Consider the following 12,406-nt stretch of genomic DNA (forward strand, 5'->3'; position numbering starts at 1 on the left):
TGGGAGCGGGCTTGCTCGCGATGGGAGCGATGCGGTGTATCTGAAAGACCGCGCTGCCTGCATCGCGAGCAAGCCCGCTCCCACATTAGATTTCCGTCAACCGTAAAACTTCGGCCGCTCAGGCAAGCCAACCTTCACGATCGCCCCGCTCTGCTGTGCCTCAATGCACGCATCCGCCGCCACTGCCGCCGCGAAACCATCCCACGCCGATGGCCCGCCAACCTGCCCGGCCCGAACGCCATCGATAAACGCCTGCAACTCAACGTCATAGGCGGCGATAAAACGATCTTTCCAGTCCATCAGAATCGCATTGGACAGCTTGGCGCCGCTGCGCAGTTGCACCTGGGACGGTTCTGGCAGTTTGGCGATGCCGGTCTCACCGACCACTTCACACTGGATGTCGTAGCCGTACTGGCAATTGACGAAAATCTCGACGTCGATGCGGGTGCCCTTGGCGGTTTCCAGCAGGACGATCTGCGGGTCTTTCAAGTGGGCGTGGGCCTTGCTGGTCTTGCGTGGGAACACCACTTGCACCGACACATAATCATCGGCCAGCAGCCAGCGCAACACGTCCAGTTCATGGATCAGCGTGTCGGTGATAGCCATGTCGGTCTTGTAGTTCTCGCCCACGGTCGGGTTGCGGTGAGCGCAATGCAACATCAACGGCTCGCCGATCTGACCGCTGTCGATCACCGCTTTGAGTGCCTGATAACCCTGATCGTACGGGCGCATGAAACCGACCTGCACCAGACGCTTGCCATGGGCCACTTCGGCCTCGACGATTTTGCGGCAGCCTTCTGCGGTCACCGCCAGCGGCTTCTCACAGAACACCGGTTTGCCGGCGGCAATCGCCGCGAGCACGAATTCCTCATGGCTCGGGCCCCATGACGTCACCAAAATCGCCTCGACTTCGGGCGCCTTGATCAGCGCGTGGCCATCCGGGTAGACCTCAGCGGTCAGTTTCAAATCAGCGACAACCTTGGCCGCCTGCTCAAGATTGATATCGGTAACGGCCACCACCTGGCTGTTGAGCAGGGTCTGGCTGCAACGACGGATATGGTCCTGACCGATGGCACCGGTGCCAATGACGCCTACCCGCAACGAATTAGAAAGCAAAGACATGTCTGTTCTCCATTGGAATGTTTTGTTTGCAGAGCAATCAGTACTGACGGGCCTTGGCCAGTCGTTCATTCAAGGTTTTCGCCACCGCGTCGGTGCGGACGCTGGTGGAGACTTGCGCCACGCCGACCCGCCACCAGGACAGGTATTTGTGGATCATGGTTTTGGGCAGAACCTTGATATCGATCAGCGTCGAAACGGTCTGCAAACGCGCATCGGCCAGCGCCGCTTGCAGCTCTTCAATCGTGTTCACTTTGTAGGTCTTGCAGCCGTAAGCCGCCGCGCTCATGGCGAAATCCACCGGCACAAAACCGCCATCGAGCTTGCCGGTTTCCGGGTTGCGGAAACGGAACTCGGTGCCGAAGCTGTCCATGCCGTGCTCCATCTGCAAGTTGTTGATGCAGCCGAAAGTCATGTTGTCGAGCAGGACCACGTTGATCTTGCGTCGCTCCTGGATCGAGGTGACCAGCTCCGAGTGCAGCATCAGATAAGAGCCGTCGCCCACCAGCGCATAGACCTCGCGATCGGGCTCGGCAAGCTTCACGCCCAACGCGGCATTCACCTCGTAGCCCATGCAGGAATAGCCGTACTCGACGTGGTAGGTGTTCACGCCCTTGCTGCGCCAGCTGCGCTGCAAATCCCCCGGCAGACTGCCGGCAGCGGCCACGATCACCGCATCGCTCGGCAAGGATTCGTTGAGCACGCCGAGCACCCGGCTTTGGGTCAGGCAGGAGCCGGTCAGCTCGATAAATTCGCGCAGTACCGCCGGGTCCATGTGGTCGTTGATTTCCGGAACGAAATGCTCGGTCTGGTATTCGACCTGATAAACCCGGTCGACCTCAGCATCCAGTTGCGCCTTGGCCTGGCGCGGTTGATCGCCCCACGCGGAGCGATAGCCGGTGCGCGCCAATGCATCGGACAAGGCTTCCAGACCGGATTTAGCGTCCGCCAGCAGTTGCACGCCATCGAGTTTCAGCCCATCGCAGGGGCTGATGTTCAGGTTGAGGAATTCCACCTCTGGATGCTGGAACAGCGATTTCGACGAGGTGGTGAAATCGGTGTAACGGGTGCCGATGCCGATGATCAGATCGGCTTCCGGGGCCAGCAGATTCGCTGCCAGACAACCGGTTTCGCCAATGCCGCCGACGTTCAGCGGGTGAGCTGAAACCACCGCACTTTTGCCGGCCTGGGTTTCCGCGAAGGGAATATCGAAACGCTCGGAAAACGCCTGCAACGCGGCATTGGCGCCTGAGTATTTGACCCCGCCGCCGCAGATGATCAGTGGCTTGCGCTTGCCTTTGAGCAAGGCTAAAGCATCGCCGAGCATCGCTTCGGTGGCCAATCGGCGGTCGATGCGATGTACGCGCTTTTGCAGAAAGTAATCGGGGTAGTCGTAGGCTTCGCCCTGCACATCCTGGGGCAAGGCGAGGGTCACCGCGCCGGTTTCCGCCGGATCGGTGAGCACCCGCATGGCGTGGATCGCCGCACTCATTAGTTGCTCGGGGCGGTTGATTCGGTCCCAATATTTGCTCACGGCTTTGAAGGCATCGTTGGTGCTGATGCTCAGGTCGTGGAATTGTTCGATCTGTTGCAGCACCGGGTCCGGTTGGCGGCTGGCGTAGACATCGCCGGGTAACAGCAGCAACGGAATCCGGTTGGCGGTCGCAGTCGCAGCGGCAGTCAGCATATTTGCCGCGCCGGGGCCGACCGAAGAAGTACAGGCGTAAATCTTGCGCCGCAGGTGTTGCTTGGCAAAACCGATGGCCGCGTGGGCCATGCCCTGCTCGTTGCGGCCCTGATGGACCACCAAATCACCGCTGTCCTGCTCCAGTGCCTGGCCGAGGCCCAAGACGTTGCCGTGACCAAAAATGGTAAAGATCCCGGCAACGAATTTGCTCTCGACCCCATCCACTTCGACGTACTGGTTATCGAGGAATTTCACCAGGGCCTGAGCCATGGTCAGTCGTGTAGTAGTCATGCTTGCACCTTGTGTGAATGCAAATCCAGAGATCAACGCAGATCAAATGTGGGAGCTGGCTTGCCTGCGATAGCGGAGTGTCAGGCGACATGCATGTTGAATGTGCCGCCGTCATCGCGGGCAAGCCCGGCTCCCACACAAATCGGGCTCCGACATCAGGCCAATGCGTGCTTGAGATGCTCCATACTCGCGCCAATCGCCTGCTCGATATCCACCAACCCATGCACGCTTTCGGCAAACGGCTCGAACGACAGGTAGCCCGTGTAGCCGGTGCTGAGCAAGGTATCGATCTGCGCGGCATTGCCGAGAATGTCCGCCTCGCCCACCAACACCCGATGCCCGTCACGAATGGTTGCCAGCGGCGCCTCTGCGTCTTCGACACCGGAGATGTGCACCAGCCCGGTCAGCTCGGGGAAGAACTCATGTTCGCTGGCCAGGTGATGGTGGAAGGTGTCGTGCACCAGACGGAACACATCCAGCCCGCCAATCGCCTTGATCGCATCCACCGCCGTGCGTTTGCGTCGCAGTGAACACTCTTCAAAACCCAGCGGTTCGATAAATCCGAGAATCCCGTACTCCCGCAGAATTGGCGCCAGTTCGCTCAGTGCCGTGCGTAATCCGGCGTTGCGTTCTGCCTCGGTGCGCGGGTCGGCGCGATCGTTGAGCGGGCACATCACCAGCCCCTCTGCACCGCAATCGCGGGCATAGGCGGCCAGCTTCAAGGTGTGCGCCCGACGTTCGTCGTTCCACACATCGAACGGATACAACGCGTTGATCGACAACACCTTGATCCCTTTGGCCGCGCACAACTCACGGACCCGAGCCGGCGGTGTGCCGTCTTCAATCTCGATACCCTTGAGGTCGTTGCGGATCTCGATGGCATCGGCTTTCAAGGTCACCGCCAGGTCAATGAAATCCGGCAGTGACAAACGTGGGGCGACCATACGGTTCAGGGCGAAACGCAGGGGCTGGCTCATTATTCTTGTTCTCCGCATTGAAAGTTAATGGTTGAATTATTTGGCGGTCGGCATGCTGAATTCAGGGCCCTTGGCGATGCTGTCAGGCCAGCGCTGCATCACGCTTTTGTAGCGGCTATAGAAGCGAATGCCCTCTTCGCCATAAGCGTGGTGATCACCGAACAACGAACGTTTCCAGCCGCCAAAGGAATGCCAGGCCATCGGTACCGGGATCGGTACATTGATGCCGACCATGCCGACCTTGATGGTGCGGGCAAACGCCCGGGCGATGCCGCCGTCGCTGGTGAAACAGGACACGCCGTTGCCGAACTCGTGAGCGTTGATCAACGCGACGGCGCTGGCGAAATCCGCGACCCGGACGATGCCCAGCACCGGACCGAAAATTTCCTGCTGGTAGATGCTCATTTCAGTCGTGACGTTATCGAACAGCGTCGCGCCGACAAAGAAGCCGTTCTCTGCACCCGGCACCTTGAAGTTGCGACCGTCGACAATCAGCTGCGCGCCCTGGGCCACGCCTTCATCGATGAAACCTTCGACCTTGGCTTTGTGCTCGGCGGTCACCAGCGGTCCCATGTCGCTGTCGCCCTGCATGCCGTTGCCGACCTTCAGTTGATCGATGCGTGGCAGCAGTTTGGCAATCAATTGGTCGCCGACATCGCCCACCGCGACGGCAATCGAAATCGCCATGCAGCGTTCGCCAGCCGAACCGTAAGCGGCGCCGATCAACGCGTCGGCGGCTTGATCCAGATCCGCGTCGGGCATGACGATCATGTGATTCTTCGCACCGCCCAGCGCTTGCACGCGTTTGCCGCGGGCAGTCGCTTGCTGGTGGATGTACTCGGCGATCGGCGTCGACCCGACAAAGGAAATCGCCTCGATGTCCGGGTGTTGCAGCAGACCGTCCACCGCGCTCTTATCGCCTTGAACGACGTTGAACACGCCGTCCGGCAGACCGGCTTCGGTGAGCAATCGGGCCATCAACAAACTGGCGGACGGGTCGCGCTCGGAGGGTTTGAGGATGAAGCAGTTACCGGTGACCAGCGCGATCGGGATCATCCACAACGGCACCATCACCGGAAAGTTGAACGGCGTGACGCCGGCGCAGACGCCCAATGGTTGACGCAGGTTCCAGTTATCAATGCCGCCGCCGATGTTGTCGCTGAATTCGGTCTTCAGCAGGTTCGGCGCACCGCAGGCGTACTCGACGATCTCGATACCGCGGGTGACTTCGCCCTTGGCATCAGAGAGCACTTTGCCGTGTTCGCGGCTGATGATTTCCGCCAGTTCGTTGTGATGACGATCCAGCAGTTCCTTGAACTTGAACATCACCCGCGAGCGACGCAGGGACGATTGTTCGGACCAGGCCGGGAAGGCCTTCAAGGCCGATGCGACAGCTTCATCGACGGTCTTTTGGCTGGCCAGCCCGACACGCGTCTGAACGCTGCCGGTGGCCGGATTGAAGACATTGCTGAAGCGTTCGCTGCCACTGTCCTGCACCTGGCCGTTGATGTAATGGCCGATTACCTGGGCGTCACTCATTGTTTTTGTTCTCCATCTGAAAGTTGAAAGCGCGGTAAGGCCTACAGATCCAGCAGCCAGCTGTGCTGTGGGTCGTTATGGAATTGCCAGACGCGCTTGGGCCCGGCCATCACGTTCAGGTAATACGACTCGTAACCGTAGGGCACGCTCACCGGGTGATACCCCTTGGGCACCACCACCAGGTCGCTGTTTTCCACGGCCATGGCTTGATCGATGCTGCGGTCGTCGGTGTAGACCCGCTGAAAAACGAAACCCTGGGGCGGGTTGATCTGGTGGTAATAGGTCTCTTCGAGAAAGCTCTGATGCGGCAGATCATCGGTGTCGTGCTTGTGCGGCGGGTAGCTCGACGAATGCCCGGACGGCGTGCGCACTTCCACCACCAGCAGCGAATGGGCCGGCTCGGTGTCCGGCAGGATGTCGCAGACGTAACGGGTGTTGGCACCTTTGCCGCGCACGCTGCGTTTCATGGTTTCGGGTTTGATCAGCCGTGGGCCGAGGCCGTTGGTGGTCGAACCGGGCGCGGCGCACACAGCGATCTGCACGTCGCTCAAGGCAACAACCTGAGCCTGACTGCCGGGTGGCAAGTAGGCGGCGAACGGAGACTTGTCTTCGAACACCGATTGCCGATCGCCGATGTTGTCCCAGTTGAAGACGCCCTGCCCCGGGGCTTCACCCTGAATCGTGACCCGACCGCTGAGCAATACCAGGCACAGTTCCTTATCACCGGCACTGACCGGCAGCGTTTCGCCGAGACTCAGACGATAGGCGGCGAAACCGACGTACTCCAGCTCACCGGCGCCCAGCTCGACCATGGTCTGGCCGTTTGCTTTGCTTTTGACCAGCAAACTCATTGTCCTGTCCTCGTATTGAGCAGACCACGGAGCGTGTCGTACCCCTTTTTCGCGTAGACATAACTCGGTGCAACGGCAGGATCCTGCTCGGCCTCGACCACCAGCGAGCCGTGATAATCGGCAGCCAGCAACACATCCAGCAGCGCGGCAAAGTCGATATCGCCATCGCCGGGCACGGTGAAGGTGCCGTTGATGATGCAGTCCGGAAAGCTCCAGAGGTTGTTGCGCGCCAGTTGCACCACCGGTTTGCGCACGTCCTTGAAATGCACATGACACACGCGATCAATGTGTTTACTCAGCACTTCCAGCGGTTCGCCGCCACCCATGTAGCAGTGACCCGAATCGAACAGCAGACCGACTTCACTGCCGGTCAGGCTCATCAGCTTGTCGATGTCCGCCGGGGACTCGACGTAGGCGCCCATATGGTGGTGATAGGCCAGACGAACGCCTTGGGACAAGGTGAAACGCGCCAGCTCAGTGAGTTTGTCGGCGTATTCCTGCCAGGCCTGTTCGGTGTGGAAACGCGGGCGTTCCACCAATGGAATGCGCTGGCCCTGAATCGAATCGGCGACTTCGCCGTAGACCAGGACTTTGGCGCCGTTCTTGGCCAGCAACTCGACGTGGCTGCTGATGGCGTCGATTTCTTCGGCCACCGAACGCCGTGCCAGACGGCTGGAATACCAACCGGAAACCAGTGCCAGGTCGTAAGGCCGCAGCACGTCACCGACGCCTTTAGCATCCTTGGGGAATTTACCGTTGAGCTCGAAGCCCTCGTAGCCGATCTCCTTGCCCTCGCTCAATGCGGTGCTCAGCGGCGTTTCACCGCCCAGGGATGGCAGGTCGTCGTTGCTCCAGGAGATCGGGTTGATGCCAATTCGGATAGCGGGCATGGCTGCACCTTTTATTGTTTTTACATGAAACCGTAAGAGCGACACTGAACCCCTGTGGGAGCGGGCTTGCTCGCGAATGCGGTATGACATTCAGCATTAACGTTGCCTGACACTCCGCATTCGCGAGCAAGTCGGATCGCCGCACCGTCGCTCCCACATTGGAATTGTGTCAACTCATCAGGCCCGCGCTGCGCGCCAGGCATCAATCAGTTCGACAAACGTGCCTTGAACTCTCCGGATCAACGCTTCGTCATCGATTTCACCGGCCATCCAGGCCCGGCTTGGTTCCTGAAAAATCGTTCGACCTACGGCAAAGCCGCGGCAGGTCTTGCTCTGGCTGGCCTGCTGAAAACCTTCAGCAAGGCTCGCGGCTGGCGCGTTCAGGCCCAGCAGCACCACGCCCCGGCAATACGGATCGCGTTCTTGAATCAGTGCGTCGAGCTGCTCCCATTCGGCGGCGCTTTGCGCTTCGATCTTCCACCAGGCCGGGAAAATGCCGAGGTTGTACAGGCGCTTGATAGCGCGATAGAGCACGTCCGGATGGGTTGACGGATGATCCTTGGGCGGGATGATTTCCAGCAGCAATTCATGCCCGCTGACTTGCGCCGCCTGATACAGGCCCTTGATCTGCGCCTCCTGTTCCAGGCGCAGCAGTGGCTCGTCGTCCGGGTGGAATTGCACCAGGCATTTGATGATTTGTTCCTGCGGCCAGGCGATCAGGTTGCTGCCGATCGAACGACCATGTTCGAAAGCCAATGGCCGCGAACCCTGGACTTCTACCGGACGCGCCACCCACCAGCCGCGACCGGTGGCGGCGTTCAACGAGTCCTGGCCAAAGCGCTGATCGGCCAACAGACCGACATCGGCTTCGATGCCCTGCTTGCGCAGATCCGTCTCGACCCGCTCCACGGCTTTGATGAACAACTGCTTGAGTTGGCCAATGCTGTTGAGGTCACGGCCGCCCTTTTGTGCCAGTTCGACCAGTTGCCCGCGATGGTCGAAGGCAAAGATAAACAGTTGCTTCCAGGCTTTGCGCGGCACGCTGACCTGATGCAGGCGTTGCAGTACCACGTCCTGATCGGGTCGGGTGATTGGCACCGGACTGTTGAACAGGTAATCCAGTTCGGCGCGGGTCGGCATCGCCGGGGCGCAGGCGTGGCGCGACACCACCAGACCACCGCAGGCATTGGCCAACTGGCTGCAACGCTCGTCGCTCGCATCGATCAGCCAACCACTGAGGAAGCCCGACATAAAGGCATCGCCAGCGCCCAGCACGTTGAGCACTTCGACCCGCACACCGGGATAGATCGCGCCGTCTTCAAGACGCACCGGGATCACTCCATGAATCACCGTGCAACCTTGCGGGCCAAGCTTGACCACCAGGGTCGCGGCCGTCAGCGAACGCACGGTGCGCAGCGAGGTGAGCAAGTCTTCGCTGCCGCCGGCAATCAGAAATTCTTCTTCAGTGCCGACGATCAAATCAAAGCGCGGGAGGATTTTCTGCACATGCTGGCTGACGTTCTGGTCAGCGACGAAACGGGTTTCGCCGTCTGCCTTGCCGGCCAGGCCCCAGAGCACCGGGCGGTAGTCGATGTCGAGCACCCGTTTGACGTTGTGTTTTTCGGCGTAATCCAGCGCCTGGATGCTCGCCTTGTACACACCGTCAGTAGAGAAGTGCGTGCCGGTGATCAGCAAGGCTTTGCTGGAAGCGATGAAGGATTCTTTGATGTCTTCAGCGCGCAACGCCATGTCAGCGCAGTTTTCGCGGTAGAAGACCAATGGGAAAGTTTCGCGGTCCTTGAGACCGAGCAAAACCATGGCGGTCAGGCGTTCCGGATCGACTTTGATGCCGCTGATATCGCAACCTTCGCGGGCCAGGGATTCGAGCAGGAAGCGGCCCATATGGTCATCCCCCACCCGGCTCAACATCGCCGATTTGAGGCCCAGGCGTGCGGTGCCGAAAGCGATATTCGCCGATGAACCGCCCAGGTATTTAGCGAAACTGCTGACATCCTCCAGCCGCGCACCGACTTGCTGTGCGTAGAGGTCGACGCCAAGGCGTCCGAGGCAGATCAGATCCAATTGACGCCCACTGGCAAAACGAGTCTGGCCCATGCTGGCTCCTGTTATTTTTATCAGCCTGCGTTCGCCGCGGTGGAGGCGCCGAACACTTTTGGTGTGAGGCCAGACTAAAACGTCTTGCAGCGCCAATCAATATTTATTCTATAAATTTTTTACGTGGAATATTTTTTCCAATAAACTTTTCCAGGACTGATCCAGACACCGTGGATCGATTCAGTAATCAATCACCTGACTTCACGCTCAAGATTTTATTTGCGCCTACCCTGTAGACTGCGCACAGCCAACCTATTGTCGAGGGCTGCGTGTACCTGCCAGCCCTATAAGAACAAGCCAGAAGGATTTTTTATGTCCAGCACCGATCAGCCGGCTACGACCGAGAGCACGCCCGAGAGCGATCTCGTCGCCCCCCCGATCAATGCCGAGCGTCTGCTGCAGCTGATCACCGAGGAATACGAAAGCCTGCCGCGCCAGCTCAAACGCATTGCCAGCTACATGAGCCAGCAAAGCGACCGGATCATGGTCGACCGCATCAGCGACATCGCCCGTGAATGCGAAGTGCATCCGTCGGCCATCGTGCGGTTCTCCCAGCGCTTCGGCTTCAGCGGTTTCAGTGAAATGCAGGCGTTGTTCCGCGAGGCCTACACCCACAAAACCACGCCGGTGCAGAACTACCAGCAGCGCATCCGCAGCATGATCGCCAACAAATCGCAGAAGGCCAGCGGCGGCGACCTGGCACGCGAATGCATCAACGCCACGCTGTCGGGCATCGAGCGGCTGGGCCTGGAACTGGACGATCAGGCGTTCGACAAGGCCGTGGACCTGGTGGTGAACGCCGACAACATCTACGTGGTCGGCGTGCGTCGTTCATTCGCCGTAGCCGATTACCTGGTCTACAACCTGCAGCACACCAACAAGCGCATCCACCTGGTCTCCGGGCTGGGCGGCAGTTACCGCGAACAGATGCGCAGCGTGCGCGCCAACGATCTGGTGATCGCCATCAGCTTCACGCCGTACGGCAAGGAAACCCAGCACTGCCTGCGCATCGCCCAGCTGCATCAGGCGAAAACCCTGATCATCACCGACAGCAACCTCTCGCCCCTGGCCAAGCGGGCCAATACGGTGCTGCTGGTGAATGAGGGCAGCTCGTTCGCCTTCCGTTCGTTGAGTGCGACTTTGTGCCTGTGCCAGGCGCTGTTTATCGCCGTGGCATATCGACTGGAATTGAAGGTGGATGAGATTCACGAGCAGGTGGGGTTTGAGGATTAGGCAAGCAACCTTACCTCGCGGGATGAGTGTGGGCCTGTAATGAACCCGGAACCCCGGTGTGCACCAGCCCACCCTTCTCGATCCAGATCAGGGTTTGCTGATAGGCCCGTTGCAACAGCTGATCGGTCTGACTGAAGTCGAACACCGAAATCCCCAAAGGGCACAGCGGCGCGACCACATGGATGTCGGCCCGTGACGAATACAGCTCAATGTCCCGCACCAGCTGCCCCATGCTCATCAGGTTCAGGGTGTGCAGCGCCAGCGCCACCAGACCGGCCGGCGGGCATGGGCAGGCGCAACCGAACCCGGTTGGCACCACCACGACCCGGGTCGCCCCAAGAGCCACCGCACTGGCGATTGGCGTGTTGCTGGCCACGCCACCATCAACCAACCACTTGTCGCCGATCTGCACGCAAGGAAACACCAACGGGATGGCCGCGCTGGCCAGCAAGGCCTGTTCGGCACTGCCGCTCGATAACAGTTCTTCGGCGCCCGTGAGCAGGTTGGTGGTGACGATGTACAGGGGCAGTTCGGTGTCTTCGATCAACCTGACCGGCAGCGCGCGGCGCACCAAATGCTCCAGCGCCGAAGACTGCAGTAAAAAGCCTCGTCGACGCAGGATTGCGGCCACGGTGTCCATCAGCGAAAACGGGAACACATCCGCCTTGCGCAAGCCTCGCCAGAAGTCCGCCAGCTCGGCGACCCCCTGGGCATTGGGTTTGGCCGCGAAATACGCGCCATTGATGGCGCCGACCGACGCGCCAATTACCAGATCGAAAGCCACACTGGCCTCGACCAGCGCCCGCAACATACCGACCTGAACAGCCCCGAGACTGCCGCCACCGGCCAGGACCAGTGCAGTTTTAACCGCAGACATATCAGGCCTCCTGCTTCAACTCGCCCCCTGGATTAGCAAGCATAGCTGGCGGATGGGCGCCCAACCCGGGCATCAGCCTCGTGTTCAAAAGGATGGTCAAGCCCAAACCTTTGCCGCTAAATTAGCACCCGTCATCGCACCGTTGCTCATCACAAGGAGTTGTACATGAAGCTGATCGGAATGCTGGATTCACCTTACGTTCGACGCGTCGCCATTACCCTGAGATGCCTGGATATCCCGTTCGAACATGCGTCGATTTCGGTGTTCCGGGGGTTCGAAGAATTCCAGCGGATCAACCCGGTGGTGAAGGCTCCGACGTTGGTCTTGGACGACGGCGAAGTGCTGATGGACTCGAACTTGATCATCGAGTATCTGGAGGCGTTGGCCGGTCCTGGCAACAGCTTGTTGCCCGCCGACCTGAATCAGCGCCTGCGTTCATTGCGGCTGATAGGGCTGGCGATGGCGGCCAACGAAAAATCGGTTCAGATCTATTACGAGAGAAACCTGCGACCTGCCGAGAAACAACATGCGCCGTGGCTGGAGCGTGTTCGCGGGCAGTTGCTGGCGGCGTATTCGGAGCTGGAGCGAGAGCTGGTCAGACAGCCGCTGAAAATGGACGGCTCGATCGCTCAGGACGGCATCACCCTCGCCGTCGCCTGGAGTTTCACCCAACTGGTGATTGCCGATCAGGTCGACGTTGAGCAGTTTCCGCTGGTGAGTCGTTTCACCGCGTACGCCGAACAACTCGAAGCGTTCATCTCAACGCCTGCCACGTAGGAGCTGCCGCAGGCTGCGATCTTTTGATCTTCAACGCCCTTCAAAATCGC

10 protein-coding genes are annotated in these 12,406 nt (G+C 59.8%); 2 read left to right on the top strand and 8 right to left on the bottom strand.

The features are described from left to right. Positions 1-96: 96 nt before the first annotated feature. The 7 genes from ACN1C3_RS03870 to ACN1C3_RS03900 all read right to left on the bottom strand — a co-directional run bounded on the left by ACN1C3_RS03870 (position 97) and on the right by ACN1C3_RS03900 (position 9,469). Positions 97-1,122, bottom strand: a complete 1,026-nt coding sequence (locus ACN1C3_RS03870; protein ID WP_419114460.1) for a Gfo/Idh/MocA family protein — start codon at positions 1,120-1,122, stop codon at positions 97-99. 37 nt (positions 1,123-1,159) lie between these two features. Further along, a complete protein-coding gene (iolD, locus tag ACN1C3_RS03875) occupies positions 1,160-3,097 on the bottom strand; it encodes a 3D-(3,5/4)-trihydroxycyclohexane-1,2-dione acylhydrolase (decyclizing) (protein WP_419114461.1) in 1,938 nt (645 codons plus the stop codon). A 155-nt stretch (positions 3,098-3,252) separates the two neighbouring features. Then, positions 3,253-4,074 carry a TIM barrel protein gene (locus tag ACN1C3_RS03880; RefSeq protein ID WP_419114462.1) on the bottom strand — a complete coding sequence of 274 codons (822 nt, stop codon included), beginning with the start codon at positions 4,072-4,074 and terminating at the stop codon, positions 3,253-3,255. Between the two features lie 36 nt (positions 4,075-4,110). After that, positions 4,111-5,613 carry a CoA-acylating methylmalonate-semialdehyde dehydrogenase gene (locus tag ACN1C3_RS03885; RefSeq protein ID WP_419114463.1) on the bottom strand — a complete coding sequence of 501 codons (1,503 nt, stop codon included), beginning with the start codon at positions 5,611-5,613 and terminating at the stop codon, positions 4,111-4,113. A gap of 41 nt (positions 5,614-5,654) precedes the next feature. Continuing rightward, positions 5,655-6,464, bottom strand: a complete 810-nt coding sequence (iolB, locus tag ACN1C3_RS03890; protein ID WP_419114464.1) for a 5-deoxy-glucuronate isomerase — start codon at positions 6,462-6,464, stop codon at positions 5,655-5,657. After that, the gene (gene iolE, locus ACN1C3_RS03895; RefSeq protein WP_419114465.1) at positions 6,461-7,354 is read right to left on the bottom strand and encodes a myo-inosose-2 dehydratase; all 894 of its coding nucleotides are present in this window, start codon (positions 7,352-7,354) and stop codon (positions 6,461-6,463) included. The genes iolB and iolE overlap by 4 nt, the downstream gene beginning before the upstream one ends. A gap of 177 nt (positions 7,355-7,531) precedes the next feature. Next, positions 7,532-9,469 carry a bifunctional 5-dehydro-2-deoxygluconokinase/5-dehydro-2-deoxyphosphogluconate aldolase gene (locus ACN1C3_RS03900; protein WP_419114466.1) on the bottom strand — a complete coding sequence of 646 codons (1,938 nt, stop codon included), beginning with the start codon at positions 9,467-9,469 and terminating at the stop codon, positions 7,532-7,534. Positions 9,470-9,781: 312 nt separating this feature from the next. Between ACN1C3_RS03900 and ACN1C3_RS03905 the strand changes: the two genes are divergently transcribed. Next, positions 9,782-10,702 (top strand): MurR/RpiR family transcriptional regulator, encoded by a 921-nt coding sequence (locus ACN1C3_RS03905; RefSeq protein ID WP_419114467.1) that lies wholly within the window; start codon positions 9,782-9,784, stop codon positions 10,700-10,702. 10 nt (positions 10,703-10,712) lie between these two features. On the opposite strand, the gene ACN1C3_RS03910 is transcribed toward ACN1C3_RS03905, so the two are convergent. Continuing rightward, entirely contained in the window at positions 10,713-11,579 is an 867-nt protein-coding gene (locus ACN1C3_RS03910) for a patatin-like phospholipase family protein (RefSeq protein ID WP_419114468.1), read from the bottom strand. Between the two features lie 165 nt (positions 11,580-11,744). On the opposite strand from ACN1C3_RS03910, the gene ACN1C3_RS03915 reads away from it, so the two are divergent. Continuing rightward, positions 11,745-12,356 carry a glutathione S-transferase family protein gene (locus ACN1C3_RS03915; protein ID WP_419114469.1) on the top strand — a complete coding sequence of 204 codons (612 nt, stop codon included), beginning with the start codon at positions 11,745-11,747 and terminating at the stop codon, positions 12,354-12,356. Positions 12,357-12,406 lie beyond the last annotated feature (50 nt).

It is taken from the genome of Pseudomonas sp. H11T01 (assembly GCF_048515765.1).
Classification (GTDB): domain Bacteria; phylum Pseudomonadota; class Gammaproteobacteria; order Pseudomonadales; family Pseudomonadaceae; genus Aquipseudomonas.